Origin of the sequence: Bradyrhizobium sp. 61 (genome assembly GCF_023073075.1) — a bacterium.
Taxonomy (GTDB): domain Bacteria; phylum Pseudomonadota; class Alphaproteobacteria; order Rhizobiales; family Xanthobacteraceae; genus Bradyrhizobium; species Bradyrhizobium barranii.
On sequence record NZ_JADPIU010000099.1, the window covers coordinates 1 to 26,484 of the forward strand.

Consider the following 26,484-nt stretch of genomic DNA (forward strand, 5'->3'; position numbering starts at 1 on the left):
GGGGAGGGGGATGTCGTTGTGGATGGAGGCCATGAAGGTGTCCTTGATTGAGAAGTTTGTAGGGTGGGCAAAGGCGCGCTCTTCGCGCGCCGTGCCCACCATTCATCGCATTGTTGCACGGGATGGTGGGCACGCTTCCGCCTTCGCTCTTCGAGCTACGGCGGACAAGTCGCTTTGCCCACCCTACGAGTGCTCGTGCGCGGCGGCCTCTACGTACAAACCGCCTCGACATTGTTGCCATCGGGATCAATGAGGAACGCCGCGTAGTAGGTCGGGCTGTAGTCCTTGCGCGGGCCGGCGCCGCCATTGTCGCGGCCGCCGCTCTTCAAGCCTTCGCTGTGGAATGCCTTGACCGCGTCATGATCCCCGGCGCGAAACGCGATATGCGCGCCGTCGGCCTTGCGTCCCTTGTTCAGGTGCAGCCAGAGCGCCGGCTCGCCCTTCGGCCCGAAGCCCGCATAGCCGTCGCCGCTGGAGCACAGGGCGTAGCCGAGCGGCGCCAGCACCGCGGTGTAGAAGCGCGTGGCGGCGTCGAGGTCGGCAACACGCAGTCCGATGTGGTCGTACATGATCGTCTCCATTGCAAAGCGCGCCGCAACTGGCGCGTGCCGGAGACGACCCTATTCAGTTGAGGGTCGCGCGCTCTTGGAGAATCTTGCGCTCGCCCTTCGACGCCTGCCGGAACTTCGTCGGCGACACGCCGGCGGCGCGATGGAAGGTGCGGACGAAATTGGAGAGATCGCCGAAGCCGACGTCATAGGCGATGTCGGTGACCGCGATGTCATCATCTGTCAGCAGTCGCGCCGCGTGGCGTAGCCGCGAGCGCACCAGATATTGATGCGGGGTGACGCCGAGCACGGCCGAGAACAGCCGCAGGAAATGGAACGGGCTGAGGCCCGCCTGCCGCGCCGCCTGTTCGAGGTCGACCTCGGCATGCGAGTTGGCGTCGATCCACAGCGCGGCTTCGACTGCGCGGCGGCGGTCGCGTGCGGTGGGCGTGGCCGGCTTGCGCGCCTTGCCCGAGACGACATCGATGAAGCGGCCGGCCAGAATTTGACCGACCTCGTCGAGACCGAGGTCGCTGTTGCCATCTGCCGCCGTCTGGGCGAGCTCGCCCAGCACCATCAGCTCGGGCAGCGGCGGTGTCGCGCCGACCTGCCAGATCTCGCGCCGTCCCCCGAGGGCATCGACCAGGTCCTCGCTGAAGAAGAAGCCCAGGCAGACGTCGCCGCTGACGTGCTCATGCGTGCAGGTGTATTCCTCGCGTGGAGCGCCGACCAGCATCGAGCCCGCCACCAGCTCGAAGAAGCCGGCGCGGCACTGGCAGCCGAAGCTGCCGGAGCGGACATAGGCAATGGAATGCCCGGTGCGGCACTCCGCGAACGGCTTGTCGTCCGGTCCCGCATCGCAGCGAAACTCCGAGACCGTCATCGATTGCGTGGTCAGCAGCGTGGTCGCATCCATGCCACCTATCTAGGCATGGTCCGGACAAGTGTGTAGCGGTTGTCCGACAAGATCATGCCCAAAAAAACAAAGCTAAGGTGCGATTCCGATCGCGCCTTAGCTGGGCCTCGGTGGCGCAACGGGCAGCAGCACCTCGAACAGCGTCTTGCTCGCGACCGGATGGGCGCCCTCGAGCGCCAGCAGCCGCCGCTTGGAGATCACCCCGCCGTAAGGCGAGAGTCGGTCGGCGTAATTGCCGGCCTCCAGCACCCGGTGACAGGGCACGATCAGCATGTAGGGATTTTTGGCGATCGCCTGCGCCACCGAATGCGCGGCGCCGGAGGCGCCCAGCGCCTTGGCGATCTCGTGATAGGTGCGGGTCTCCCCGCGCGGAATGGCGCAGGCGGCTTCATAAACGCGCCGATGGAAGCCGGGGACGCCGCCGGCGTCCAGGCTGACCTCGGAAAAATCAGGGTCGCCGCCCTGCAGCAAGCCTGCGATGCCCTCGATCGCAAGCTCGGCATTCAGCGGAGGCTGCTGCTCGCGCGCCTCGGGATGGACCGCGAAAATCCGGCGGCGGGTGTCGATCTCCCGCGCCTCCGGCAATTGCACGGCGACCACGCCGGTGCTGCTCCAGACAATGCCGCAGCGCCCTATGGCCGTGTTGAATATCGTGTAGCCACGCCCAACCATGCACACGCCCCACTCAGTGCACGTCTCTCCCCAGACGCGCGATCATAACACCGCCACAATCCGGCGCACCTGGAATCTTACTGAAACGTTAAGAAGCGTCCGGCCGGGTGCGCCAAACCGCTTGGCGGGAGGCGCCGTCTCGGCTAATCAGAGCGGGCGCTGCATGCGCATAAGCGGGCGTAGTTCAATGGTAGAACGGCAGCTTCCCAAGCTGCATACGAGGGTTCGATTCCCTTCGCCCGCTCCATTCAAAAATTGATGGCCGCTGATTTGGCGTGTTGGATGTTTCTCCGACCCATGGCCACGTTCATCTTGGCGTATCCGGAAGCATGAAGGGGCCAAAGATCCGCCAAATGGCGTCGGTCTCCCCAGCGTCGGTTAAAGTGGCCAATTTTTGGCGATGGCAATTCTTGGTGATGTAACGGATCACCGCTCGCGCTGCATTTCAGAATGGAGCGGCTTATTCATCCCGACGACACGAGATCACCCTGAGGGATGCTATGCGCTCTCGCAGTTCGGCGCGGCTGCGTATCGTGAAAGACTGCTGGCGCAGTTTTGATTGCCTGTCGTGCAGCGGCGCAGCCAACGACGCTCAATCTGATCCTTCATCTGATCCTTCGCGGCTGCATCAAGCGTTCGTCATCTAGGGGCACTAAACTTGCCTTGGACAGCAGGGACTCATTGGTGCCGCGTTTCTGTTTCTGATTGTCGTGCAAAACATTCGGGTCCGGCCTGTTGCCGGGCAAACGGAGGCATTGATGACAAATTCAGCACCTGTTTTCACCGCTGGCGGTGGCAGCGACGATGCGTTCACGCGCGTGTCGACCAGCGCAACCGGGGCGCAGGCGGATGGCGCGAGTGTCCAGGCAGCGTTCTCGCCCGACGGCACGAAAGTGGCGTTCGCATCCTATGCCGACAATCTGGTGCCCGGCGATACCAACGGTGCACCCGACGTCTTCGTGAAGGACCTTTCGACCGGGGCGATCACGCTCGTGTCGACCGATGCCAGCGGGGTTCAGCTGGGTGGCTACCAGCCGATTTTTTCGCCCGATGGCACCAAGCTGGCGTTCGCAACGGGCGTCGACATCTTCGTGAAGGACCTGGCCACCGGTGCCCTCACGCGCGTATCGACGAGTGCCAGTGGGGAGCAGGCGGACGGCTTATCGACCACCAACCCGATATTCTCGCCTGATGGCACCAAGGTTGCGTTCTATTCCGATGCCGACAATCTCGTGCCTGATGATACCGACCACGTGCGCGACATCTTCGTGAAGGACCTGACCACTGGCGCGATAACGCTCATAGCGCCCAGTCCATACAACGGAGGACCCGGCGGCGGCGGGCTTGAGAATGGCTTTACCTTCCCCCCCTCGTTCTCGCCCGATGGCACCAAAATCGTGTTCGGGTCGGCCACAGTGCGCGGCGACACCACCGAGATCTACATCAAGGACCTTTCCACCGGGGCCACCACACTGGTGTCGGAGAGCGCCAGCGGCGCTCGTGGGGATCGCGGCAGCTTCGACCCGGTGTTCTCGCCAGATGGCACCAAGGTGGCGTTCTATACCTTTGCCGACAATCTTGTGCCGGGTAGTTCTAACAACCTAATCGGCAACATCGTCATTAAGGATCTGACCACAGGCGCGGTCACGCTGGTATCGACGGATGCCGACGGAGTCCCGCAGAACAATGGCGAAGCCCAGGAACCCGTGTTCTCGCCTGATGGCACCAAGGTGGCATTCGAGTCTTTATCCAGCATTCTGGTGCCGGGCGATACCAACCATACCTACGACATCTTTGTAAGAGATCTTACTACGCCTTCCTTCACCGCAGCGAAGCTGACGGACAATGGCGCTGCCCATGTTTCGACATCGCAGGCGGGTTTCTTTGCCGGTGCCCACACGGTCGCGGTGGCACCGCAAGACGGCAATCTCGGCACACTCACGGCCACCATCGACGTTGCCGATGGCAAGGTGACGTGGAGCTATGATGTCTCTCATGCCAACATCGCTCCGCTCGCGGCCGGACAGACCCATACCGACATCTTCATCTTGGTCCTCGACGGCTTCTACGGGACACAGGGCATCACCGTGACGCTGACGGGAATCGATGATGCGCCCGTGATCAGCTCGGGCACGACGGCAAGCTTCGCGGAGAATGGCTCTGGCGTCGCCTACCACGTCGCGGCGACCGATGTGGACAGTCCCGCGCTGACCTATTCGCTGTCCGGCACTGACGCGGCTCTGTTCGACGTGTCGGCGACGGGCGATGTGACGTTCAAGTCCGCGCCCGACTTCGAGGCGCCGAAAGACGCGAACCACGACAACGTCTATGACGTCACCGTCGCGGTCAGCGACGGGACAGAGATCGCGACAAAGAACGTCGCGATCACGGTCACTGACGTGAATGACACCAGCGGCGGCGGTGGCGTTCTGACGGTCACCGGCTCGACCGGCTTCACGTCGATTGACCGGGCCACGATCAATATCAGCGTGACCGGCAATTTGCACGAGACCGGCAGCGCCGGTGTCATCAGCAACAGCACGATCAACAATCTCGGTTCACTGAGCGAAGCCAAGGCGATGCTCGCGTTCGTGAACGATACGATCGCCGGCGGTTCCCTCGGTGCGATCGTCGCCAATGGCGGCACCATCACCTTCGACAACGTGCATCTGGACGGGACGTCGTTGGATGCGACGTCAGGCGGGCTTATCGAATCCGTTGCAGGCAGCGCCAACAGCTTCAACAACGTGACACTCAAGGCTGGCGCCGTGTTTGACGACAGTGCCGGAAGCGTTCTGAATGTCAGCGGCACGCTGAACAATGGCGGCAAGATCGAGTTCTTCAATTTCGCGAAAGCCATCCTGACCGGCGACGCCACGGTCATTGGCAATGGCGAGATCAAGCTCGATCCGGGCTCCTCGATCCTGAACAGCGGTGCACATCACACGCTCGACCTTGACGGCGGCACGATCGACGGCGCCGGCACGATCGGAAACGGAGATCACAGCCTCACCTTGGATATCGGCGTCTCCGGCACGCTCGAGGCGAACGGGTCCCAGCCGCTTGCGGTGAATACCGGCAATTCCGTCACCAGCAGCGGCCTGATCGAAGCCGTGCATGCCTCGCTCGATTTCGACGACGCCGTTTTCAACACCTTTGGAACGATCACCGCAGATCAGGGCGGCACGATCGATTTCGGGAATGGCTTGACCAATGGCGGCATCGTCAATGTCCACGCCGGCAGTGAGGTGGATGTTTCGGGCAACCTCGTCAACAACGGCGCTGTCCTGAATAGTGGCGTGCTCAAGGTCGATAATTTAAGCGGGACTGGCGCTGTCAACGTCAACAACGGGACATTGGTGGTCACTGGCAATCTAAGCAGCAATGTCGTTCTGACGGGCACGGACTCATTTGTCTTCGGACCCGATGCCAAACAAACATCCGGCGTCATCTCAAACTATACGCCAGGCACAACGCTGGTGCTGGATGGCTTCGACACCAAGGTGAACGCGGCATTTGACGCTCAGACCGGTATTTTGACACTGACCGATGCGGATCATCATGCGATGACGCTTCACCTCGCGCCTGGATCCTTGATCCCGCAAGCCCATGGCGCGGCGCCGGATTTTCTTGTCTAGCGAATTTCCACGGAAAGCCCGGTCGAACCCGCCATTTCCAGGCGCCTATGGCAAGGCGCCTGAGAATTTGCCGCGCAAAGATTCTAATATATTAGCTCCTTGCTCCCGGCACGCGCGCCCCGCCCGGCTTAAGCTTCGCTCGCCCTGATGGGTGCGGTCCTCGTGTCGGGCAATGTTCGGATGAAGACCAGGACCTGCAAAGAGATGGACCAGCAGAAACTCGACCGTGCGATCGGTCGTCGCTTGAAGACGTTGAGGACGCAGGCGGGCATCACGTTGAACGAACTCGCGACGCGCTCCGGTGTCAGCCGGGCCATGATCGGGCGGGTGGAGCGGGCGCAGAGCAGCGCCACCGCTGCGCTGCTCAACAAGCTCTGCGCGGCGCTCGATGTCACCCTCAGCGACGTCGTCGCGCTCGCGGAAAAGCCGCCGGAGCGGCTGATGCGGCTTGCCGACCAGCCGCTTTGGCGCGATCCCGACAGCGGTTACCGTCGGCGGCACGCCTCGCCGCCAGATGCGGCGAGCGGCATCGAGATCATCGTCGTCGATCTGCCGGCCGGCGCGCGTGTCTCCTACAGCCCCTGGGGCCGCAACGCGTTCACCCAGCAGCTGCTGATGCTGGAGGGGGCGGTCTGCGTACATATCGACGCCAAGACCGTGCGCTTGCGCGATGGCGATTGTCTCGATTTCGACGTGATGCGGGCGGTGACCTTCGAGAACGAAACCAAACAGGATGCGCGCTACGTCATCATCACGCGGCGCGGCACATCGTATGGGAAAATGTGATGTCGCTGATCGTGCGGGACGCCACGCTGGAGGATTCCGAAGATATTCTGGCCATCTACAATTACGCCGCGATCAACACCACGGCGGTGTGGACCGACGGACCGGCCGATCTGGATTCGCGGCGCGAATGGATGCGCGCTCGGCAAGCGGCCGGTTATCCCGTGCTGGTCGCGATGAAGGGCAGGGACGTCGTCGGCTTCGCATCATTCGGCGATTTCCGCCCCTGGCCCGGCTATCGCCACACGGTCGAGAATTCGGTCTATGTTGGCGAGCAACATCATCGGCTCGGCGTCGGCCGCAGCCTGATGGCCGCGCTGATCGAGCGCGCTACCGCGCTCAACAAGCACACGATGGTCGCCGCGATCGAGGCCTCGAATTCCGCCTCGACCGGGCTGCACGCGTCGTTCGGCTTTGCCGAGGTTGGCCGCATGCCTGAGGTCGGCTGCAAGTTTGGCCGCTGGCTCGATATGGTCCTCATGCAGAAGCGGCTTTCAAGTGAGGTGAGGCCGTGACGATGCAGGTCCGCACCGGCGACACCTTTGATCCGCGCGTCGTTGCGCTGCTCGACCATCACGTCACGGCTGCGCGGGCGCAGACCGCGCCGGGCAGCGCCCATGCGCTCGATCTCGCGGGGCTCCGCGCGAGCGACGTCGCGTTCTGGACCGGCTGGGACGGCGAGACGCTGGTCGCCACCGGCGCGCTGAAGATGGTCTCGGCCGACCATGGCGAGGTGAAGTCCATGCACACGGTGCAAACCACGCGGAGGCGCGGCTTCGGCGGCCGGATGCTCCGCCACATCATCGCTGAGGCCCGCGCGCGTGGCTTGAAGCGGCTCAGCCTCGAGACCGGCTCCTGGGATTATTTCAAGCCCGCGCATGCGCTCTACCAGGCGCACGGTTTTGTGCTCTGCGGCCCGTTCGAGGGCTATGTCGAGGATCCCAACAGCCTCTTCCTGACGCTCGACCTGACCGGCGGCTGAGGCCGCGCGGTGTAACCCGGGCCCGAAAACATCGCCCTGCGCCTCAAAATGAGTTGCGTACCTCAAAACACCTCGATAACCTTCAGCCATGGCCGATACTCTCACCGCGACCGCGCTGACGCTGAAGGACATCGCCCGCGAGGCGGGCGTCAGTCTCGCGACGGTCGACCGCGTCCTGCACAACCGGCCGGGCGTGCGGCCCGATACGGTCCGGCGCGTTAAGGCGGCGATCGAGCGCAACGCCTTCCAGCCGCACGTCGCCGCCGCCGAACTCGCCCGCAGCCGTGCCCGCCGCTTTGCCTTCGTGATGCCGGCGGGGCCGAACCCCTTCATGCAGCAGATCGAGGCCTATCTCGGTGAGATGTCGGCCTGGCTCTCGGCCCGCCGCCTCGGCGTCGAGGTGGTCGCCACGGATGTGTTCGACCCGTCCGTGCTCGCGGCCTCGCTGGAGGCGCTGTCCGGCGATTACGACGGCGTCGCCGTGGTGGCGCTGGACCATCCCGGGGTCCGCGCCGCGATCAACGATCTCGTCGACGCCGGGACCAGGGTCGTGACGCTGGTCTCGGACGTGCCGTCCTCGCGTCGCCACCATTATGTCGGCATCGACAACATTGCGGCGGGGCGCACCGCCGGCGCGCTGGTCGGTCGGCTGGTCGGCCAACGGTCCGGCAAGGTCGCGATCGTCGCAGGCTCGCAGGGCCTGCGCGACCATTCCGAACGCATCTTCGGCTTCAGCCAGGTGATGGCGTCGGAATTCCCCGATCTCAGCGTGCTGCCGGTGCTGGAAGGGCGCGACGAAGACGGCCGTTCGGAACAGGTTCTGGCGCAGCTGCTCGGCAGGCATGCTGACATTGTCGGCCTTTATAACGTCGGCGCAGGCACGCAAGGCGTCGCCACAGCGTTGAGCGATGCCGGCCGCGGCAAGCAGGTGGTATTCGTCGGACACGACGTCACCGTACTGACGCGCCGGCTTCTGTTGCAGGGCGTGATGGATGCCGCGATCTCGCAGAACCCCGGGCATGAAGCGCGCGCCGCCGTGCGCGTGCTGCTCGCGCTTGCGCGCGGCGAGCCGATCTTGCGCGAACAGGAGAAGATCAGGATCGACATCGTGATGCGGGACAATTTGCCCTAGGGGCGGGTGGATTTCGAAACGGTCCGTTGCGGAAAGGGCGACTTCAAGATCGCGCACCGCATCAGGCGAAAGGGAGGACGGCGTGTATCTCGGTATCGACATCGGCACATCCGGTGTGAAAGCGGTGCTCGTGAGCGAAACCGGCGCGATTGTCGCGACGGCTGCGCGCGAGCTTGCGCTGTCGCATCCCGCGCCGCTGTGGTCCGAGCAGGATCCCGACGCCTGGGTCGATGCGGCGGTTGGCGCCGTCGACGATCTCGCCGCCCGCCATCCGCGCCAGGTCGCGCAGGTGCGCGGCATCGGGCTGTCCGGCCAGATGCATGGCGCGACGCTGCTCGACGAGGATGGACGGCCGCTGCGCCCCGCTATTCTGTGGAACGACGGCCGTTCGCACGCCGAATGCGTCGCGCTCGAGCGGCGCTGCCCGTCGCTGCATACGATCGCCGGCAATCTGGCAATGCCCGGCTTCACCGCGCCAAAGCTGCTCTGGGTCGCGCGGCACGAGCCGCAGATCTTCGAGCGCGTGGCGAAGGTGCTGCTGCCGAAAGCCTATGTGCGTTATCGCCTCTCCGGCGAGATGGTCGAGGACATGTCCGACGCCGCCGGCACGCTGTGGCTCGATGTCGGTCTGCGCCGCTGGTCGGCGCTGCTGCTGCATGCCGTCGGGCTCGATCTCCATCACATGCCCCGCCTCGTCGAGGGCAGCGAGGTCAGTGCAGTGCTCGCGCCGGAATTCGCGCGGCGCTGGGGCATGGCGAATGATGTCGTGATCGCCGGCGGTGCCGGCGACAATGCCGCGAGTGCCATCGGGCTCGGCGCGATCGCGCCGGGCGATGCGTTCCTGTCGCTCGGCACATCCGGCGTGGTGTTCCGCGTCACCGACCGGTTTGCACCGGCACCGGCTTCGGCCGTGCATGCGTTCTGCCATGCGCTGCCCGGCCTCTGGCATCAGATGGGCGTGATGCTGTCGGCCGCAGCTTCGCTGGCCTGGCTCGCGGGCGTGATGGAGACGCCGGCGGCCGCGCTCCTGGCGCCGCTCGGCGAGCGTGTCGACGGGCCGAGCTCCATAAAATTCCTTCCCTATCTCGACGGCGAGCGCACGCCGCACAACGATGCCGCCGCCAGCGGCGCCTTCGTCGGCCTGCGCGGTGCGACCGGGCGCAGCCAGATCGTGCAGGCCGTGCTGGAAGGCGTCGCCTTCGCCGCGCGCGACAACCTCGCGGCGCTGAGCGCGGCCAGCGGGCCGATCGCGGAGGTCGATCTCGTCGGTGGCGGCTCGCGCTCGCCGCTGTGGGCGCAGATCTGCGCCGATGTGCTTGGCATTCCCGTCCACCGCGTCGAGGAAGGCGAGGTCGGGGCGGCGCTCGGCGCCGCACGGCTCGGCCGGCTCGCCGCCACCGGTGAAGATCCCGCGGAAGTGTGCAAGCGCCCGCGGCGGCTCGCGAGTTTTGCGCCCCGCGCATCCGTCACTGCGGCCTATGACGAGGCCTATCGGCGGTGGCGCGAACTTTATCCTGCGTTGAAGGAGACCCTTAAGTGAACGCATCAGCCAAATTCTTCGATGCAAGCGCCCCTGTCGCCTTCGGCGGCAAGGATGCGGGAAACACGCCCGCCTTCCGCTGGTACGACAAGGACCGGCTCGTGCATGGCCGCAGGCTCGAGGATCACCTGCGCTTTGCGGTCTGCTACTGGCATTCGTTCTGCTGGCCGGGCGGCGATCCCTTCGGCGGCGAAACCTTTCTGCGCCCCTGGCATCAAGGTGCCGATGCGATGGCGCAGGCGCGCGCCAAGGCCGATGTCGCCTTCGAGCTGTTCCGCCTGCTGGACGTGCCCTTCTTCACCTTCCACGACGTCGATGCGGCTCCGGAAGGCACTTCGCTCAGCGAGTCCGTCGCCAATCTCAACGCGGTCGCCGATCTGTTCGAAGCGAAGATGGCCTCCGCAAAAGTCCGCTTGCTCTGGGGCACGGCCAATTTGTTCACGCATCGCCGTTACATGGCGGGTGCCGCGACCAATCCGGACCCCGAAATCTTCACCTATGCCGCCGGCCAGGTGCGCGCCGCGCTGGAGGTGACGCACCGGCTCGGCGGCCAGAACTATGTGCTGTGGGGCGGCCGCGAGGGCTACGAGACGCTGCTCAACACCGATCTCAAGCGCGAGCTCGACCAGCTCGGCCGCTTCATCTCGCTGGTCGTCGAGCACAAGCACAAGATCGGCTTCAAGGGCCCGATCCTGATCGAGCCGAAGCCGAAGGAGCCGACCAAGCATCAATATGATTTCGACGTCGCCACCTGCTACGGCTTCCTGGAACGCTACGACCTCCTGAACGACGTCAAGCTCAACATCGAGCAGAACCACGCCATCCTTGCCGGCCACTCCTTCCATCACGAGGTCGCGCTCGCCGAGGCGCTCGGAATCTTCGGCTCGCTCGACGTCAATCGCGGCGACGATCTGCTCGGCTGGGACACCGACCAGTTCGCGATGAACGTGCCGGAGCTGGCTCTGGTGTTCCACGAGATCCTGAATCGCGGCGGCTTCACCTCGGGTGGGCTCAATTTCGACGCCAAGATCAGGCGGCAGTCGATCGACCCCGACGATCTGATCCATGCCCATGTCGGCTCGATGGATGCCTGCGCGCGCGCGTTCCTCGCCGCCGCCGACATGCTCGATGCCGGCGCCCTCACCGCACCGCTCGCGCAGCGCTACGAGGGATGGGCGGGACCCGAGGGCCGGGCCATTCTCGGCGGCCAGCGCTCGCTCGCCGAACTTGCCGACCGTGCGCTCAGCCCCGGCTTCGACCCGCGGCCGCGCTCGGGGCGGCAGGAATATCTGGAATCCCTGGTCAACCGTTACGTTTGAGGAAGGCCGCTGATGACAAAGGCTGAAGCGACACCGGTCCTCGAGCTGACCGGCATCGGCAAGGAGTTCGGCGCAATCCGCGCGCTGCATAGCGTCGACCTGCAGGTCCAGCCCGGCGAGGTCGTCGGCCTGATGGGCGACAACGGCGCGGGCAAGTCCACGCTGGTCAAGATCATCGCCGGCAATTTCCGTCCCAGCCATGGCGAGATCCGCTTTGCCGGCAACGCGGTCCATTTCAACCGGCCCGTCGATGCCCGCGGCGTCGGCATCGAGGTCGTCTACCAGGACCTCGCGCTCGCCGACAATCTGACGGCTGCTGCCAACGTCTTCCTCGGCCGCGAGCTGAAGCGCAGGTTCGGCCCGCTCGCATTGCTCGACCACAAGGCGATGGCGGCGCGTGCGCTGGAGCTGTTCGGCGAATTGCGCTCGGAGACGCGCCCCGACGATCTCGTCAAGCAGATGTCTGGCGGCCAGCGCCAGGCGGTTGCGATCGCGCGGACGCGCCTCTCCAACGCGCGGCTGGTCATGATGGACGAGCCGACCGCCGCGATCTCGGTACGCCAGGTCGAGCAGGTGCTCGGCCTGATCCACCGGCTGAAGGAGCAGGGCGTCGCCGTCATGCTGATCTCGCACCGCATGCCCGACGTGTTCGCGGTGTGCGACCGCGTGATCGTCATGCGCCGCGGCGAGAAGCGGGCGGACAAGCCGATCCACCAGACGTCGCCCGAGGAAGTCACCGCCCTGATCACCGGCGCGAAGGAGGCGGCGTGATGGCCATGCCCTTGGAATCTCCGATCAGCTTCACCAATGTCGGCCGGATCAAATGGTGGCAGCGCGGCATCTTCGCCTCCCAGACTGGCTATGTCCTGCTCGCGCTGGCGATGCTGCTGGTGGTGATGCATTTCGCCAGCCCCTATTTCTTCACCGAAGGCAACATGCAGAACGTGGCGAAGAATTTCTCCTTCATCGCCATCGCCACCCTCGGCGTTACCTTCGTGATCATCACCGGCGGCATCGATCTGTCGGTCGGCTCGATGATGTGCTTCTCCGCCATGATCACCTCGATGGTCATGACCGAGCTGTCGGCGCCCGGCTCGCCCGCAGGCTCGCTGTTCGTGCATATGGCCGCTGACGGCAAGACCGTGCTGGCCAACGTGCCGGGTCTGATCCTGCTGATCTCGATCCTCGCGGGGCTCGGCGTCGCGCTGATCGCGGGCCTCGTCAACGGCTTCTGTATCGCCGTGCTCGGCCTGTCGCCCTTCGTCACCACGCTCGGCATGCTCTCGATCGTGCGTGGGCTTGGCTACGTCGTCTCCAACGGCCGCGGCAGTTTTCCGGGCGGGCCGGACGCTGATTACTTCTACGCGCTCACCTCGGGCGATGTGCTCGGCGTGCCGGTGCCCTTCATCTATCTCGTGGTCCTCGCGCTGGCGATGGCCGTGGTCCTGCACCACAGCTCGTTCGGCCGCCACGTGTTCGCGCTCGGAGGCAACGAGAAGGCCGCCGAACTCACGGGCATACCGGTCGTGCGGGTGAAGATCGAGGTCTATGTGATCTGCGCGCTTGCTGCAGGGCTCCAGGGCATCATCATCTCCGGCTGGCTCGGATCGGCGCCCGCCAACATGGCGACGTCCTACGAGCTCAACGTGATCGCGGCGGCCGTCATCGGCGGTGCCAACCTCGCCGGCGGCATCGGCGGTCCGTTAGGGGCCATCGTCGGCTGCGTGCTGCTGGAAGTGATCCGCAACGGCCTCGTGCTGGCACAGGTCAGCTCCTACTGGCAGCAGACGCTGGTCGGCGTGATCATCATCCTGGCCGTGTTGGTCGACCGCATCCGCTCGCGGATGATCTGAAATGACGTCGTTCCGGGAGGGCAACGAAAATGTCGCCTGTCCGCTCCCCGGACGATCTTGAGAGGATGGGCGCCAGAGAAGGGTGGAGGAAACAATGAGGAAACTTCTTCTTGCCGGCATCGCCGTCGCGATGATGGCGACGCCGGCGTTTGCCGCGAACTACCGTTTCGTGATCGTGCCCAAGGCGATGAACAATCCGTTCTTCGACTTCGCGCGCGACGGCTGCCTGAAGCGTGCCAAGGAGCTCGGTAACATCGAGTGCATCTACAAGGGGCCGGTGGAGCATGAGCCGGCGACGCAGGCGCAGATCATCCAGGACTTCGTCACCCAGAAGGTCGACGGCCTCGCCATCTCGGTCGCCGACGTTGCGGCCATGACTAAGTCGATCGAGGCGGCGACCGCGGCCGGCATCCCCGTCATCACCTTCGATGCCGATGCGCCTGGCTCCAAGCGGATCGCCTATATCGGCACCAACAACAAGGAGTTCGGCGTCGCGCTCGGCAAGGAGCTCTTGAAGCTGCGGCCCGATGGCGGCAAATACGCGATGGTCTCGGGCGGTCCGGGCGCCAAGAATCTCGCCGAGCGCGTCGACGGCGTCCGCGAGGCGCTGAAGGGCTCGAAATGGACCGAGGTCGCGGGCTCGCCGACCTTCTGTAACGACGATCCGGCGCTGGCGGTCCAGCAGATGACGGATATGCGCACCGCAACGCCCGACCTCGCCTCGATCGTTCCCATCGGCGGCTGGCCGATGTTCGCCCCCGAAGGCTTCAAGGCCTTCGCCTCCAGGAACAAGAAGGATATCGACTCCGGCAAGTTCACGCTGGTTGTCGCCGATACGCTGAAGATGCAGCTCGAACTGCTGCGCGACGGCTATGCCAATGCGCTGGTCGGCCAGCGTCCGTTCGAGATGGGCGAGAAGGCGATGGATACGCTGCTCGCCATCAAGAAGGGCGAGAAGGTGCCCGAGATCGTCTATACCGGCCTCGATCTCGTGACCAAGGACAACGTTGCGCAGATGTTGAAGTAGGAGCGTCGCCAGCCCCGTGCTCCTGCGAACCTCTCCCGCTTGCGGTTTCCGCAAGCGGGAGAGATGATTGGACGGTTGGAAGGAAGACTTTTGGAAGGCAATGGGAATGAAACGGTCGCGGCTCGGCTCCCTCGACGTCACCTCAATCGGTCTCGGTTCGGCCCCGCTCGGCGGATTGTTCACCGCCGTCAGCGATACCGATGCGCTCGCCACGATCGAGCGCGCCTGGTCGGCCGGCATCCGCTTCTACGATACCGCGCCGCTCTACGGCTTTGGCCTCGCCGAACGGCGGATCGGCGCTTTCCTGCGGCAGCAGCCGCGCGACTCCTACGTCATCTCGACCAAGGTCGGTCGTCTGCTGCGCGCGCCTGATGGCGCGGCCGCCGAGGACGCGCACTACAAGGGGACGTCGCGCGAGCGACCGGTGTTCGACTTTTCCTATGACGGCGTGATGCGTTCGGTGGAGGAGAGCCTGACGCGCCTTGGGCTCGACCGCATCGATGTCCTGCTCGTGCATGATCCCGACGATCACTATGACGACGCCGTGGCCGGCGCCTTCCGCGCGCTCCAGCGCCTGCGCGCCGACGGCACGGTCAAGGCGATCGGTGCCGGCATGAACCAGTCGGAAATGTTGGTCCGTTTTGCCCAGGCCGTTCCGGTCGACTGCTTCCTGCTCGCCGGCCGCTACACGCTGCTCGACCAGGGCGCGCTGGATGCGCTATTTCCGGTCTGCCGCGAGAAGAACATCGGCATCCTGCTCGGCGGCATCTACAACAGCGGAATTCTGGCCAATCCGCATCCCGGCGCGAAGTTCAACTATCAGGACGCCGACGCGGCGCTGATCGCGCGTGCGCTCGAGCTCGACGAGCTCTGCCGCAAGCACGGGACCGAGCTGAAGGCCGCCGCGCTCCAGTTCTGCATGGCCCATCCGGCGGTCACAATTGCCGTGCTGGGCGCGCGCAACGCCGCGGAAGTTTCCGACAACATCGCGATGTCGGAGAGGGCGGTGCCACAGGCCTTCTGGCAGGAGCTGCGTGCGCGCAAGCTCGTCGACGCACGCGCGCCGCTGCCGGGCGGAGCGTGAGGCATGATCGTCGACGGCCATCAGCATTTCTGGGATCCTTCGCGCGCCGACTATCCCTGGATGGACGCGCCGGAATTGGCCTCGATCCGCCGCGCCTTCGGCCCCGCCGATCTCGCGCCGCTGTTGAAAGCAAACGACATCGACGCGAGCATATTGGTGCAGTGCCGCTCCGCGCTGGAGGAGACCGAGGAATTCTTGCGGATCGCGCATGCGACGCCCTCGGTGATTGGCGTCGTCGGCTGGGCCGACCTGACGGACGGTGGGCTTGGCGACACGCTCGACCGCTTGCGCGCTTCGCCCGGCGGCGACAAGCTGGTCGGCATTCGTCACCAGGTGCATGACGAGGCCGATTCGGACTGGTTGTTGCGCGAGGACGTTCAACGCGGCCTCACTGCAACGTTCGCCCGCGATCTCGCCTACGATTTCCTCGTCCGCACCCGCGAACTGCCCGCCGCGATCGCAACTGCACAGGCCTTTCCGCAAGCGCGTTTCGTGCTCGACCACGCCGCAAAACCGCCGATCGCCGATGGCGGAAGCGCCGAATGGGCTGATCGCCTCGCGGCTCTCGCGGCCTGCGGCAATATCTGGTGCAAGATTTCGGGCCTCGCGACGGAAGCGGTGTGGAGTGACTGGGATGCCGAGCGGCTGTTTCCGTTCGTCGAACATGCCGCAACATGTTTTGGCGAGGATCGCCTGATCTTCGGCTCGGACTGGCCGGTGTGTCTGCTTGCCGGGAGTTATGGCGAGATCAAGGGAGCGCTGGAAGCGTGCCTGGCGAAGCTGGGGCCGAATGTTCGAGAGAAGGCATTTGGTGTGAATGCGAAGCGAGCCTATCGGCTGGCAACTGCAAGCTAAGGGCCGGGCTCTTGCTTACCCTCCCCTGGAGGGGGAGGGTCGATCGCGCGTAGCGCGAGCGGGGTGGGGTGATCTCTCCGCTCGGGCATCGCATCGGTGGAGAGACTGTCACCCCACCCCGTCTCACATTTCGCTGCGCTCAATGTGAGCCGATCCTCCCCCTCCAGGGGAGGGCAAGAGACGTCACGCGCCCGCGGGCACCTGGTCCAGAAATCCCGTGATGCTCCTGATGCGGCCGTCCTTCAGCACGGCGAAGTCGGTGCCCTTGATCGGGCTGTCGACACCGTCGGGACCAAGGCCCCACGAAAAGCGGACATGCTCGCCGTAGCCGTTGGGCTCGCCGATCAGCGTGAACTTGAAGTCGGGAAAGCGCTGCTGCACGCCCGCGATCAGCGCGTCGATGCCGTCCTGCCCGTCGCCCTTCATCAGGGGATCGACATAGCTCGCATCAGCCGTCCAGTTCTCGCTGAGCAGTTCGCGACGGCGGCCTGCGGCGCGCTCGTTCCAGAGTTCGATGTAGCGGCGGGCGATGGTGACGGGGTCGGTCATGGTGCTCTCCTTCGATGGCGCCGTGTTCGGCTGTCTCGACTATCGAAGGTTCGCACGCGCAGATCGATTACCTCGGAGGTCATGCGTACGCAGAAAAGAAGCGCGATGATGCTCTCATCGCGCTTCGGACGTTCGCAACAATCTCAGTGCGAATTTACTTCGCCGCGGTGACCATGATCTCGACGGTGTACTGAGCCGCCGCGAGCTTGGCTTCGACGGTGGCGCGAGCCGGGGTGTTGCCGGGCGAGACCCAGGCGTCCCACACCGCGTTCATCTCGGCAAAGGTCTTCATGTCGGTGATGTAGATCGTGGCCGAGAGCAGCTTCGACTTGTCGGTGCCGGCCTTGGCGAGATGGCTGTCGATGGTCGCCAGGATGTCCTGGGTCTGCTTCGTGACGCTTTCACCGGCGGCCTTGTTGGCGACGACGCCGGCGAGATAGACGGTGTTGCCGTGCACGACGACCTGGCTCATGCGCGGGCCGGTTTCGAAACGCTGAATGCTCATTGGGGGATCTCCTGGTGGGAATGGCGGCCCTGTCTAACCCAGCGCCCCCCGCTCTGCCACCCCGGGCACGCATGCGTTGCCGGGCACGCATGCGTTGCCAGGCACGCTTGCGTTGCCCGCTGATGCACGCGTCGTTCACGGAAACTGACTGAAAAACGACCAGATCGTCTCGGCGCCGTCGATGTCGCGGTTCTGCGGCCCGAGCAGGCTGGTTGCAACCTTCGGGAAGCGGGCATCCGGAGCGAAGCCGGGCATGCGGTGGCCGCCATGGTTGATGCGATAGAGCACGACGTCGTGCCCTTTGGGACAGCGTGAGGAGATCCGTGTGACCGTGGACTGGTCCGCGGGCGCCTTCTCGGGCAAATCGGTCACCTCGGCGTCGTCGGTCTCGCAGCCATTGAGCTTGCGCCAGAAGGCCAGCGTCTCTTCGGTGGACCAGAACCCGTCTGCGGCATAATAGCTCGATCCGCGTCCGCCCTCGTAGGGGACCAGCGGATCGGCCGTGCCGTTGATGAGCAGCATCGGCAACGGCCGCGATGGATGGCAGGTGACTGCGGCCTCATCCGTGAGATTCATGATCACGCTCGCGCCCGCGGCAAACAGATCGGCGCGCGCGCAAACCAGCGTCATCGCCATGGCGCCGCCATTGGAGATGCCGGCGACATAGACACGCTTCGGGTCCGCCGTGCCGTTCGTCACCAGCGTCTCGACCAGCTTTGCGATGAAGGCGACGTCGTCGGTGCCCTCGGGCGGGCCACGGAGCGCCGGTCCCGCCTTGGTCCGCGCATCGGCCCAGGCATGGTTGAGGCCATCAGGAAAGACCACGGCAAAACCTTCACGCTTTGCGACCTGTGGCCACGCCGTTCGCGCGACCATGTCGGCGCCGCGCTGGGTCTTGCCGTGCAGCACGACCACGAGCGGCACCAGCCGCTTCGCCGGCAGTTGTGCGGTGTAGGATCGCTTCACGCCGTTGACGTCGATCGTATCGGCGGATGCGGCCGAGGCTGCGGCCAATGCCGCAAGAAGCGCCCCGATCTGCATCCACCTCCGCATGATCTAGCCCACGGCCTTCGCCGCGGCGCGGCCGGCATTGCGGCCCGAGAACAGGCAGCCGCCGAGGAAGGTGCCTTCCAGCGAGCGATAGCCGTGCACGCCGCCGCCGCCGAAGCCTGCGGCTTCGCCGACCGCATAGAGGCCGGGAATGACGCTGCCCTCGCTGCCGAACACGCGCGAGTCGAGATCGGTCTCGAAACCGCCCAACGTCTTGCGGGTGAGGATGTTGAGCTTGACCGCGATCAGCGGTCCCTGCGCGGGATCGAGGATGCGGTGCGGAGAGGCCGTGCGGATCAGCTTGTCGCCGATATAGCGCCGCGCATTGTGGATGTTCATCACCTGCGCATCCTTGACGTAGGGATTGGCGATCTCGCGGTCGCGCGCCTCGATCTGCATCCTGACGTGCTCGAGCTTGAGGAGGTCGCTGCCGGCGAGCTTGTTCATGGCCGCGACGAGATCCTCGATCTTGTCGCGTACGATGAAGTCGACACCATGGCTTTTGAATGCCTCCACCGGCGCCGGCGCGCCCTTGTTGGTGGCGCGGCGCAGGGTCATCCGCCAGCTCCTGCCTGTCAGATCGGGATTCTGCTCTGAGCCCGACAGCGCAAATTCCTTCTTGATGATGCTCTGGGTCAGGATGAACCAGGAATAATCATAGCCGGTGGACATGATGTACTGGAGCTGGCCGAGCGTGTCGGAGCCGGGAAACAACGGCGCCGGCAGCCGCGTGCCTGTTGCGTCGAACCACATCGAGGACGGGCCGGGCAGGATGCGGATGCCGTGGCGCGGCCAGATCGGATTCCAGTTCTGGATGCCTTCGACATAATGCCACATGCGGTCGCGGTTGATCAGCCGCGCGCCCGATTTCTCGGTGATGCCGATCATGCGGCCGTCGACATGCTCGGGCACGCCGGAGATCATGAACTTCGGCGGCTCGCCAAGCCGCTTCGGCCAGTTCTGCCGCACCAGCTCGTGATTGCCGCCGATGCCGCCGGACGCCACGATCACGGCCTGCGCCTTCAGCGCAAACTCGCCGACCACGTTGCGCGACGAGCTCTTGCCACGCTCGACATTGTCAGGCGCGAGCACGGCGCCGCTGATGCCGTCCACCGTGCCATTGGTGATGGAGAGCGCATCGACGCGATGGCGGAACCTGAAGGTCAGCCGGCCGCTCTTCATGGCCTCGCGCGCGCGGCGCTCGAACGGCTCGACGATGCCAGGGCCGGTTCCCCAGGTGACGTGGAAGCGCGGCACCGAATTGCCGTGGCCCATCGCGTCATAGCCGCCGCGCTCGGCCCAGCCGACCACCGGGAAGATGCGATGCCCCATCGCGCGCAGCCAGTCGCGTTTCTCGCCCGCCGCAAACGCCACATAGGCCTCGGCCCATTGGCGCGGCCAGAAATCCTCGTCGCGGTCGAAGCCGGCGGTGCCGAGCCAGTCCTGCATTGCGAGATCGAAGGAGTCCTTGATGCCGAGTCGGCGCTGCTCGGGAGAGTTGACCAGGAACAGGCCGCCGAACGACCAGAACGCCTGGCCGCCGAGCGACTGCTCGCCTTCCTGGTCGACCACGATCACCCGCTTGCCGGCGTCGGCGATCTCGGTTGCGGCCACCAGTCCCGATAGTCCCGCGCCGACGACGATGACGTCTGTCTCTTCCGCCATAGGTTCCCCCCTGTAGTTGTCCGGATTGAAGCCAGCCGTTGCAACTGAGATCAAGGGCTTGGCGCGTAAGACATCGTTAACTTGTTCCGGTTTGGGACCGAGTCGGGCCTGGTGCAGCGCGGGCGCAACACTGGATTTGAATTTGTTTTGAGCCAGCCGGCGCGCCTAGACAAAACCACGGTTACGACGGACGCTAGCAACGCATCACCACCTGACACGCAGATTCGAATTCGACTGGGGCGGGGGACAATGAAGTTTCTGACGGGGTTGCTCGCGGCGGTTCTCCTCATCGCGAGCATGGGGGCTTCTCACGCAGTGGTTCGGATTGCGGATGACCGCGGTGGCCGGATCGGAACCTACGTCGACAGGTACCAGGATCTGCGCCAGTCAGGCGACACCGTCATCATCGACGGCCTCTGTGCCTCGGCCTGCACCATCGTCCTCGGCGCCATTCCGCGCGACCGCATCTGTGTGACCTCGCACGCGACCCTCGGCTTCCACGCCGCCTGGGATTTTGGCGCCAACGGCCGTGCGGTGACCAACTCCGAAGCGACCCAGATGCTCTATGCGATGTATCCCTCGCAGGTGAAGCGCTGGATCAACCAGCGCGGCGGCCTCACCCCGCACATGCTCTTCCTGAGGGGCAAGCAGCTCCAGGCCATGTACAAGCCCTGCTACCTCGACGCGCAGGCCTCCACCAACCGCCCCCTGCGCCGGGCTCTCCCGCAAGCGGAAGAGCTGGAGTCCGCTCGGGGCCAGCTGCTTCGCTGACGTCATCGGCGCGATCTGATTCCGGGAAGTATTCCTTGGAGCACCCGCGGCGCTTGCCCGGGCCCGGGCCAACGCCTATTTGAATGGCAAGGGAACCGGGGCCTTCGCCCCGATCGTTGTCATGGCTCAACCACTGCACCCGGCCCAACCGCTACAGGACAATTCGCCCACTGCCGGCCGGCTGCCGTTCGTGCTGCTGTTGGCTGGCGCGGGGATCGGCGGTCTGGTCATGCTCGGCGCGCTGGCGCTCTGGTTCCACTACGGCAGCCAGGTGTTCTTCGAAATGATCAGGACCGGCTTTGCCGCCTGCTTCTGACCTGCGACAGGAAGTTTTCCGCTCATGAGCTCCACCGCCCGTCCGCTGGTGATCGCGACCGCCTTCGCTGCAAGCCTCGTCGTCGGACTATTGATCGTGTTCTGGGCGATGGGCGGGGTCAGCAAAGTGGCGCAGCCGGCCGCGATCGGCGGCCCGTTCCAGCTCACCGACCAGCACGGCAAGGCCGTCACCGACAAGAACCTGAAGGGCAAGCCGACCCTGATCTTCTTCGGCTACACCCATTGCCCCGACGTCTGCCCGACCTCGTTGTTCGAGATTTCGGAGGTGCTGCGCGCGATGGGCAAGGATGCCGACAAGGTCAATGCCGTCTTCATCTCGGTCGATCCCGAGCGCGATACGCCGGCGACGATAAAGGACTATCTGTCGAGCTTCGACCCGCACCTCGAAGGGCTCAGCGGCGACCCCGCCGAGACCGCCAAGGTGATCACCTCCTACCGGGTCTATGCCAAGAAGGTCCCGACCAAGGACGGCGACTACACCATGGACCACACCGCGCTGATCTACCTGATGGACCGCGACGGGCGGTTCGTATCGCCGTTCAACATGAAGCGGACGCCGGAAGAGGCCGCGGCCGATTTGAAGCGGTATCTCTGAGGGCCCTTTCGGGCGCAGTCCTCTCCACATCGTCATGGCCGGGCTTGTCCCGGCCATCCACGTTCTTGGGCGGGCGAGAAAGTCCGTGGATGCCCGGGACGGGCCCGGGCATGACGGCTGAGAGACCTTTACCCATCCCGCAATCGGCGCTCGCGTTCCCGGCGGGATGGTCTATAACGCCTTCCGATCCCAACGAAATTCGTTCATTTCCCGCCGATGGCCCCGTCACGACAGGCAAAATCGTCCAAAACCGTGCGCCGCGTCCTGACCGGGCTGGTCGCCTGCGCATGTCTGCTCGCAGGCCTGCCCTCCGCAAAGGCCCAGGCCCCGGCCAAGCAGCCTCCGGCGGCATCCCAGGCCACGCCACAGGTCGCGCCTCAGGCGGCCCCGCAGGCCGTGCCCGGCTTCTGGGACCCGCGGCGGCGGCCGGAGCGGCCCGACCTGTCGCGCCTGACCGTGATCCGCTTCCTGACCGAGACCGACTATCCGCCGTTCAACTACACCGGCGCTGACGGCAATCCGGCCGGCTTCAACGTCGATCTCGCCCGCGCGCTGTGCGAGGAGATCAAGGTCACCTGCACGGTGCAGATGCGCCGCTTCGAGACCCTGGTCGACGCGCTCTCCTCCAACCGGGGCGATGCCATCATCGCCTCGATGGCGGTGAGTCCGCAGCTCCGCGTCCGCGTTGATTTCACCGATCCCTATTACCGCGTGCCGGCGCGCTTCGCCTCGCGCAAGGACGCAGTGATGCCGGAGATCCGGCCCGAATATCTCGAAGGCAAGAAAGTCGGCGTCATCGCCGGCTCCGCGCACGAAGCGTACCTCAAGGCGATGTTCACCGACGCCGAGCTGCACCCCTATCCCAACGACGATGCGATGCGCGCGGCGTTGCGCAAGGGCGAGGTCGATTTCATCTTCGGCGACGCCATCTCGCTGGCGTTCTGGATCAACGGCACGGATTCCGGCGATTGCTGCGCCTTCTCCGGCGGCCCCTTTGTCGAGAGCCGTTTCTTCGGCGAGGGCATCGGCATCGCCGTCCGCAAGGGCAACGACGTGCTGCGCCAGGCCCTGAACTGGGCCCTGTTCCGCGTCTGGGAGAAAGGCCGCTACACCGATCTGTGGCTGCGGTATTTTTCGGTGAGCCCGTTTTAGTGCCGTAGGGTGGGCAAAGGCGCGCTAGCGCCGTGCCCACCGTCTTTGGCAGTGGTGGGCACGCTTCGCTTTGCCCACCCTACGATTCCACGATAAAGGCGCTGCTACTTTTGCATTCTGCCCGGAAATCGCTATTTTCCGCGGCCCGGAGGCCCCTGAATGTCTGTCATCGATCTTGCCGCGAACCCGAGCGATCTGCGTGCGCTCGCCGAACAATCCAACGCCTGGCCGTTCGAGCAGGCGAAGGCCATTGTCGCGCGGCTGAAGAAAAGCCCGAAGGACGAGGTGCTGTTCGAGACCGGTTACGGCCCGTCCGGCCTGCCGCATATCGGCACGTTCGGTGAGGTCGCGCGCACCTCGATGGTGCGCCATGCCTTTCGCGTGCTCACCGAGGACAAGATCAAGACGCGCCTGCTGGCGTTCTCCGACGACATGGACGGGTTTCGGAAAGTGCCCGACAACGTCCCCAACAAGGAGATGCTGGCCGCGCATCTCGGCAAGCCGCTGACGCGGGTGCCGGATCCGTTCTCCAACGAGTACCCGTCGTTCGGGCACCACAACAACGCGCGCCTGCGCGCCTTCCTCGATCATTTCGGCTTCGACTACGAGTTCGCGAGCTCGACCGACTATTATACGTCCGGCCGCTTCGACGCGACGTTGCTGAAGATGTTAGCTGCCTACGACAAGGTGATGGCGATCATCCTGCCGACGCTCGGCCCCGATCGCCGCGCCACCTATTCGCCGTTCCTGCCGATCAGTAAGACCACCGGTGTCGTGCTCCAGGTGCCGATGATCCGGCGCGACGTCGCGGCCGGTACCGTGACCTATGTCGATCCGGACACGAACCAGGAAGTCGAGACGCCGGTGACGGGCGGCAACGTCAAGTGCCAGTGGAAGGCCGACTGGGCGATGCGCTGGGTCGCGCTCGGCGTCGACTACGAGATGGCCGGCAAGGACCTGATCGACTCCGTGAAGTTGTCCGGTGCGATCGCCAAGGCGCTCGGCGCCACGCCGCCCGAAGGTTTCAACTACGAGCTCTTCCTCGACGAGAAGGGCCAGAAGATCTCGAAGTCGAAGGGCAACGGCCTGACCATCGACGAATGGCTGCGCTATGCGTCGCCGGAATCGCTGTCGCTGTTCATGTATCGCGAGCCGAAGGCGGCCAAGCGGCTGTATTTCGATGTCATCCCGCGCAACGTCGACGACTACCAGCAGTTCATCGACGGCTTTGCGAAGCAGGATGGCAAGCAGCAGCTCGGCAATCCGGTCTGGCACGTCCACAACGGCCATCCGCCGAAGGGCGACATGCCCGTCACGTTCCAGCTCCTCTTGACGCTGGTGTCGTCGTCGAATGCGGAGAATGCCGAGACGCTGTGGGGCTTCATCGGTCGCTATCGTCCCGGCGTGAGCCCGCAGACGCATCCGAAGCTCGATGCGATGGTCGGCTATGCCATCAACTACTATCGTGACTTCGTGGCGCCGACGAAGCAGTTCCGCGAGCCGACCGAGGTTGAGCGCGCCGCGTTGCAGGATCTGCGCGATGCGCTGTCGCAGCTTCCGCAGGAATCCTCGGCCGAGGACATCCAGAACGTCGTCTACGAGATCGGCCGCCGCGAGCCGTTCCTCGACCAGGTCAAGAAGGGCAAGGACGGCCGTCCGGGCGTGACGCTCGACTGGTTCAACATGCTCTACCAGGTGCTGCTCGGCCAGGAGAAGGGCCCGCGCTTCGGCTCCTTCGTCGCGGTCTACGGCGTGCAGAACGCGGTCAACATGATCGACGGCGCGCTGGCGAGGAGTGCGTAGTAGATGCCGTAGCCCGGATGTCGCTACGCTCATCCGGGCTACAGATTTGAAGCGCGCCTCAGATCGAGCGCAGCACGAAGCGCCGGTTGTCCTTCTGCACCGGGCGCGCGTTCATCGGATAGAGCTTTGCGAACGCGGCGACGTCGGTGGCTGACACCTGGATCGGGTCGGTCAGCAGCAGCCATTCGACCACCTCCGAACAGGGCGGGGTCGTCAGCGAGCCGGAGTAGCGGAAGTAGCTCAGCCTGTGCGGCAGCATGGCGTGGGGATCGATGGCCGCGTCGGCCTTCACCGCGGGGCCTTCCGCCGCGGGCATGGTCTTGACGATCTTGCCGAAGGCCGTGTTCGGCTTGCCTTCCGCCATCAGCACGCCGACCACGGCGAGCCCGCCGGCATCGTTGCGATGCACGAAGTGCGCTTCCATCGGAAAGTTCTTGCCGCCGATCATGTGTTCGCTCGGCCGGTGGAAATGCACCTGGAGCAGCTTGTATTTGACGTCGCCGAGCGTGAGCGTGCTGCCTTCGGCGAAGTTGAGCTGGATCGTGTGCCCGTTGTTGACGATGGTGTCGGCGCTCTTGCCCCAGTTCAGCTTCAGAACAGGCAATTGCAACTTGATCGTCCCCTCGATGTCGATCGGCGATTGCTGCAAGCCGACCGCGCAGGCCTTGTTGGCCGCGTCGAGATCGCCCCATTTGGCCGGGCCGCCGGCGCCCTCGTAGCTCCAATGCGTGCCTTCGGCGGCAAAGGCCGGCTTGCACAGCGGACAGAGTGCGAGACCCGCCAGGGCCTTCAATGCGTGACGGCGATTCATCATATCCCCCTGCGATGAATTTGATCGGCAAAATCGGCCGCAACCTATGCGAGAGGGATGGTGAGTCGCAAGGTCGCCGGGGCGAGAAGCGGCGCGGCCGGCGTCATGGTGCGGTTACGACGCAATCACTGGCTCGCCCACACGATTCGCGCGATCCAGCCGACGTCGCTCGGCGCCATCGTATGCTCGGCCTGCGATGCATCGAGCGGCTGCAATTCCAGTGCCTTTGCCGTGCGGCGCTTCAGCGTCGCGACCGTCACCTCGCCTGCCTTGGTCTTCACCACCACGCGATCGCCTCTGCGGATCGGCGCGCGGGGAGAGATCAGGATGACGTCGCCGTCGCGATAGGCCGGGGCAAGCGCATCGCCGGAAATCTCCAGCGCAAAGGCGCGACTGTCCTCGGCGGTGGGAAGTGCAAGTTCGGTCCAGCCCTTGCCGGATGGAAAGCCGGACTCGTCGAAAGCTCCGCTCGCGCCGGCTAGTGCGAGGCCGAGCAGCGGCACCGATCGGCCGTCGCTGGCGTCGTCACCGGTCAACCCGGCAAAGGTGTCCATCGAGGAGCCGGCCGCCGCCAGCGCTTTCGCGATCGATTCGGTGGATGGCCAGCGCTCGCGCCCGTCGGGGGTGACGCGCTTGGACTTGTTGAAGGTGGTGGGATCGAGCCCCGCCCGCTTGGCGAGGCCGGACGGCGACAGGCCGGCACGCTCCGCCAGCCGATCCAGCGCTCCCCAGATCTGGTCGTGAGTCAGTATCCTCTGCGCTTTGGCCTGTCTGACCATGGAAGGTCCAGCCCGTCGCAACTCAGGAAAACTGTCCTCAAATCAACCGGTTTTCCGTTTTTCGCGCAAGGGGTGGCGGGAGAAGCATTTTCAAGCGAAGCCGATACCGGTGCGCGTCA

The 26,484-nt window shown here is 64.9% G+C and carries 26 protein-coding genes and 1 tRNA gene; 18 read left to right on the forward strand and 9 right to left on the reverse strand.

Features of this window, described 5'->3' with window-relative positions; all coding sequences use genetic code 11:
* Positions 1-209 precede the first annotated feature (209 nt).
* The 3 genes from IVB46_RS39190 to IVB46_RS39200 all read right to left on the reverse strand — a co-directional run bounded on the left by IVB46_RS39190 (position 210) and on the right by IVB46_RS39200 (position 2,136).
* Positions 210-569, reverse strand: a complete 360-nt coding sequence (locus IVB46_RS39190; protein ID WP_247312711.1) for a VOC family protein — start codon at positions 567-569, stop codon at positions 210-212.
* Positions 570-624: 55 nt separating this feature from the next.
* Positions 625-1,464, reverse strand: coding sequence for an AraC family transcriptional regulator (locus tag IVB46_RS39195; protein WP_231143698.1), 840 nt, complete (start codon positions 1,462-1,464; stop codon positions 625-627).
* Between the two features lie 96 nt (positions 1,465-1,560).
* Positions 1,561-2,136 (reverse strand): methylated-DNA--[protein]-cysteine S-methyltransferase, encoded by a 576-nt coding sequence (locus IVB46_RS39200; RefSeq protein ID WP_247312708.1) that lies wholly within the window; start codon positions 2,134-2,136, stop codon positions 1,561-1,563.
* Positions 2,137-2,309: 173 nt separating this feature from the next.
* Here IVB46_RS39200 and IVB46_RS39205 point away from each other — a divergent pair.
* The 13 genes from IVB46_RS39205 (at position 2,310) to IVB46_RS39265 (ending at position 16,349) form a co-directional block, all read left to right on the forward strand.
* Positions 2,310-2,383: transfer RNA gene (locus tag IVB46_RS39205), tRNA-Gly, on the forward strand.
* A gap of 511 nt (positions 2,384-2,894) precedes the next feature.
* Entirely contained in the window at positions 2,895-5,774 is a 2,880-nt protein-coding gene (locus IVB46_RS39210; RefSeq protein ID WP_247312705.1) for a DPP IV N-terminal domain-containing protein, read from the forward strand.
* Between the two features lie 204 nt (positions 5,775-5,978).
* Entirely contained in the window at positions 5,979-6,560 is a 582-nt protein-coding gene (locus IVB46_RS39215; RefSeq protein WP_071917075.1) for an XRE family transcriptional regulator, read from the forward strand.
* Complete coding sequence (locus tag IVB46_RS39220; RefSeq protein WP_247312701.1) at positions 6,560-7,072, forward strand: GNAT family N-acetyltransferase; 513 nt, start codon at positions 6,560-6,562, stop codon at positions 7,070-7,072. The genes IVB46_RS39215 and IVB46_RS39220 overlap by 1 nt, the downstream gene beginning before the upstream one ends.
* A gap of 2 nt (positions 7,073-7,074) precedes the next feature.
* Complete coding sequence (locus IVB46_RS39225; protein WP_247345298.1) at positions 7,075-7,539, forward strand: GNAT family N-acetyltransferase; 465 nt, start codon at positions 7,075-7,077, stop codon at positions 7,537-7,539.
* A gap of 88 nt (positions 7,540-7,627) precedes the next feature.
* A complete protein-coding gene (locus IVB46_RS39230; RefSeq protein ID WP_247312697.1) occupies positions 7,628-8,671 on the forward strand; it encodes a LacI family DNA-binding transcriptional regulator in 1,044 nt (347 codons plus the stop codon).
* An 82-nt stretch (positions 8,672-8,753) separates the two neighbouring features.
* Positions 8,754-10,211: a xylulokinase gene (xylB, locus tag IVB46_RS39235; RefSeq protein WP_247312694.1), complete on the forward strand. Its 1,458-nt coding sequence runs from the start codon at positions 8,754-8,756 to the stop codon at positions 10,209-10,211.
* A complete protein-coding gene (xylA, locus tag IVB46_RS39240; RefSeq protein WP_247312691.1) occupies positions 10,208-11,530 on the forward strand; it encodes a xylose isomerase in 1,323 nt (440 codons plus the stop codon). Before xylB ends, xylA begins: the two co-directional genes overlap by 4 nt.
* A gap of 12 nt (positions 11,531-11,542) precedes the next feature.
* The gene (locus tag IVB46_RS39245; protein WP_247312687.1) at positions 11,543-12,301 is read left to right on the forward strand and encodes an ATP-binding cassette domain-containing protein; all 759 of its coding nucleotides are present in this window, start codon (positions 11,543-11,545) and stop codon (positions 12,299-12,301) included.
* Positions 12,301-13,383 carry an ABC transporter permease gene (locus IVB46_RS39250; RefSeq protein ID WP_247312684.1) on the forward strand — a complete coding sequence of 361 codons (1,083 nt, stop codon included), beginning with the start codon at positions 12,301-12,303 and terminating at the stop codon, positions 13,381-13,383. The genes IVB46_RS39245 and IVB46_RS39250 overlap by 1 nt, the downstream gene beginning before the upstream one ends.
* 94 nt (positions 13,384-13,477) lie before the next feature.
* A complete protein-coding gene (locus IVB46_RS39255) occupies positions 13,478-14,410 on the forward strand; it encodes a sugar-binding protein (protein WP_063985925.1) in 933 nt (310 codons plus the stop codon).
* 106 nt (positions 14,411-14,516) lie between these two features.
* Complete coding sequence (locus IVB46_RS39260) at positions 14,517-15,494, forward strand: aldo/keto reductase (protein ID WP_247312681.1); 978 nt, start codon at positions 14,517-14,519, stop codon at positions 15,492-15,494.
* Between the two features lie 3 nt (positions 15,495-15,497).
* Positions 15,498-16,349 carry an amidohydrolase family protein gene (locus IVB46_RS39265; RefSeq protein ID WP_247312678.1) on the forward strand — a complete coding sequence of 284 codons (852 nt, stop codon included), beginning with the start codon at positions 15,498-15,500 and terminating at the stop codon, positions 16,347-16,349.
* Between the two features lie 183 nt (positions 16,350-16,532).
* On the opposite strand, the gene IVB46_RS39270 is transcribed toward IVB46_RS39265, so the two are convergent.
* The 4 genes from IVB46_RS39270 to IVB46_RS39285 form a co-directional block, all read right to left on the reverse strand.
* The gene (locus IVB46_RS39270; RefSeq protein WP_166348207.1) at positions 16,533-16,898 is read right to left on the reverse strand and encodes a nuclear transport factor 2 family protein; all 366 of its coding nucleotides are present in this window, start codon (positions 16,896-16,898) and stop codon (positions 16,533-16,535) included.
* A gap of 154 nt (positions 16,899-17,052) precedes the next feature.
* Positions 17,053-17,403: a RidA family protein gene (locus IVB46_RS39275; protein WP_014491332.1), complete on the reverse strand. Its 351-nt coding sequence runs from the start codon at positions 17,401-17,403 to the stop codon at positions 17,053-17,055.
* A gap of 135 nt (positions 17,404-17,538) precedes the next feature.
* Positions 17,539-18,456: a PHB depolymerase family esterase gene (locus tag IVB46_RS39280; protein WP_094183948.1), complete on the reverse strand. Its 918-nt coding sequence runs from the start codon at positions 18,454-18,456 to the stop codon at positions 17,539-17,541.
* A 3-nt stretch (positions 18,457-18,459) separates the two neighbouring features.
* The gene (locus IVB46_RS39285) at positions 18,460-20,118 is read right to left on the reverse strand and encodes an FAD-binding dehydrogenase (protein WP_247312675.1); all 1,659 of its coding nucleotides are present in this window, start codon (positions 20,116-20,118) and stop codon (positions 18,460-18,462) included.
* Between the two features lie 249 nt (positions 20,119-20,367).
* Here IVB46_RS39285 and IVB46_RS39290 point away from each other — a divergent pair, with 249 nt between their 5' ends.
* The 5 genes from IVB46_RS39290 to IVB46_RS39310 all read left to right on the forward strand — a co-directional run bounded on the left by IVB46_RS39290 (position 20,368) and on the right by IVB46_RS39310 (position 24,775).
* A complete protein-coding gene (locus tag IVB46_RS39290; RefSeq protein WP_063979857.1) occupies positions 20,368-20,889 on the forward strand; it encodes a hypothetical protein in 522 nt (173 codons plus the stop codon).
* Positions 20,890-21,010: 121 nt separating this feature from the next.
* Positions 21,011-21,205 (forward strand): hypothetical protein, encoded by a 195-nt coding sequence (locus IVB46_RS39295; protein WP_063985923.1) that lies wholly within the window; start codon positions 21,011-21,013, stop codon positions 21,203-21,205.
* A gap of 24 nt (positions 21,206-21,229) precedes the next feature.
* Positions 21,230-21,820: an SCO family protein gene (locus IVB46_RS39300; protein WP_247312669.1), complete on the forward strand. Its 591-nt coding sequence runs from the start codon at positions 21,230-21,232 to the stop codon at positions 21,818-21,820.
* A gap of 216 nt (positions 21,821-22,036) precedes the next feature.
* Positions 22,037-22,972, forward strand: a complete 936-nt coding sequence (locus IVB46_RS39305; RefSeq protein WP_247312666.1) for a transporter substrate-binding domain-containing protein — start codon at positions 22,037-22,039, stop codon at positions 22,970-22,972.
* A 159-nt stretch (positions 22,973-23,131) separates the two neighbouring features.
* Positions 23,132-24,775, forward strand: coding sequence for a lysine--tRNA ligase (locus IVB46_RS39310; RefSeq protein ID WP_085398354.1), 1,644 nt, complete (start codon positions 23,132-23,134; stop codon positions 24,773-24,775).
* 58 nt (positions 24,776-24,833) lie between these two features.
* Here IVB46_RS39310 and IVB46_RS39315 read toward each other — a convergent pair whose 3' ends face one another.
* Both IVB46_RS39315 and IVB46_RS39320 read right to left on the reverse strand, forming a co-directional pair.
* Positions 24,834-25,586 carry a carbonic anhydrase family protein gene (locus IVB46_RS39315; protein ID WP_247313184.1) on the reverse strand — a complete coding sequence of 251 codons (753 nt, stop codon included), beginning with the start codon at positions 25,584-25,586 and terminating at the stop codon, positions 24,834-24,836.
* A 125-nt stretch (positions 25,587-25,711) separates the two neighbouring features.
* Positions 25,712-26,365 carry a helix-turn-helix transcriptional regulator gene (locus IVB46_RS39320; protein WP_071909156.1) on the reverse strand — a complete coding sequence of 218 codons (654 nt, stop codon included), beginning with the start codon at positions 26,363-26,365 and terminating at the stop codon, positions 25,712-25,714.
* Positions 26,366-26,484 lie beyond the last annotated feature (119 nt).

Excerpts from the sequence above, each read along its gene's own strand:
- IVB46_RS39300 (WP_247312669.1), top strand. The coding sequence starts at position 21,230 with ATGAGCTCCACCGCCCGTCCGCTGGTGATCGCGACCGCCTTCGCTGCA.
- IVB46_RS39210 (WP_247312705.1), top strand. The coding sequence starts at position 2,895 with ATGACAAATTCAGCACCTGTTTTCACCGCTGGCGGTGGCAGCGACGAT.
- IVB46_RS39255 (WP_063985925.1), top strand. The coding sequence starts at position 13,478 with ATGAGGAAACTTCTTCTTGCCGGCATCGCCGTCGCGATGATGGCGACG.
- IVB46_RS39270 (WP_166348207.1), bottom strand. The coding sequence starts at position 16,898 with ATGACCGACCCCGTCACCATCGCCCGCCGCTACATCGAACTCTGGAAC.
- IVB46_RS39280 (WP_094183948.1), bottom strand. The coding sequence starts at position 18,456 with ATGCGGAGGTGGATGCAGATCGGGGCGCTTCTTGCGGCATTGGCCGCA.
- IVB46_RS39295 (WP_063985923.1), top strand. The coding sequence starts at position 21,011 with ATGGCTCAACCACTGCACCCGGCCCAACCGCTACAGGACAATTCGCCC.
- IVB46_RS39310 (WP_085398354.1), top strand. The coding sequence starts at position 23,132 with ATGTCTGTCATCGATCTTGCCGCGAACCCGAGCGATCTGCGTGCGCTC.
- IVB46_RS39250 (WP_247312684.1), top strand. The coding sequence starts at position 12,301 with ATGGCCATGCCCTTGGAATCTCCGATCAGCTTCACCAATGTCGGCCGG.
- IVB46_RS39225 (WP_247345298.1), top strand. The coding sequence starts at position 7,075 with ATGCAGGTCCGCACCGGCGACACCTTTGATCCGCGCGTCGTTGCGCTG.
- IVB46_RS39290 (WP_063979857.1), top strand. The coding sequence starts at position 20,368 with ATGAAGTTTCTGACGGGGTTGCTCGCGGCGGTTCTCCTCATCGCGAGC.
- IVB46_RS39230 (WP_247312697.1), top strand. The coding sequence starts at position 7,628 with ATGGCCGATACTCTCACCGCGACCGCGCTGACGCTGAAGGACATCGCC.
- IVB46_RS39215 (WP_071917075.1), top strand. The coding sequence starts at position 5,979 with ATGGACCAGCAGAAACTCGACCGTGCGATCGGTCGTCGCTTGAAGACG.
- IVB46_RS39285 (WP_247312675.1), bottom strand. The coding sequence starts at position 20,118 with ATGGCGGAAGAGACAGACGTCATCGTCGTCGGCGCGGGACTATCGGGA.
- IVB46_RS39305 (WP_247312666.1), top strand. The coding sequence starts at position 22,037 with ATGGCCCCGTCACGACAGGCAAAATCGTCCAAAACCGTGCGCCGCGTC.
- IVB46_RS39190 (WP_247312711.1), bottom strand. The coding sequence starts at position 569 with ATGTACGACCACATCGGACTGCGTGTTGCCGACCTCGACGCCGCCACG.
- IVB46_RS39245 (WP_247312687.1), top strand. The coding sequence starts at position 11,543 with ATGACAAAGGCTGAAGCGACACCGGTCCTCGAGCTGACCGGCATCGGC.
- IVB46_RS39315 (WP_247313184.1), bottom strand. The coding sequence starts at position 25,586 with ATGAATCGCCGTCACGCATTGAAGGCCCTGGCGGGTCTCGCACTCTGT.
- IVB46_RS39195 (WP_231143698.1), bottom strand. The coding sequence starts at position 1,464 with ATGGATGCGACCACGCTGCTGACCACGCAATCGATGACGGTCTCGGAG.
- IVB46_RS39220 (WP_247312701.1), top strand. The coding sequence starts at position 6,560 with ATGTCGCTGATCGTGCGGGACGCCACGCTGGAGGATTCCGAAGATATT.
- IVB46_RS39275 (WP_014491332.1), bottom strand. The coding sequence starts at position 17,403 with ATGAGCATTCAGCGTTTCGAAACCGGCCCGCGCATGAGCCAGGTCGTC.
- IVB46_RS39320 (WP_071909156.1), bottom strand. The coding sequence starts at position 26,365 with ATGGTCAGACAGGCCAAAGCGCAGAGGATACTGACTCACGACCAGATC.
- IVB46_RS39265 (WP_247312678.1), top strand. The coding sequence starts at position 15,498 with ATGATCGTCGACGGCCATCAGCATTTCTGGGATCCTTCGCGCGCCGAC.
- IVB46_RS39260 (WP_247312681.1), top strand. The coding sequence starts at position 14,517 with ATGAAACGGTCGCGGCTCGGCTCCCTCGACGTCACCTCAATCGGTCTC.
- IVB46_RS39200 (WP_247312708.1), bottom strand. The coding sequence starts at position 2,136 with ATGGTTGGGCGTGGCTACACGATATTCAACACGGCCATAGGGCGCTGC.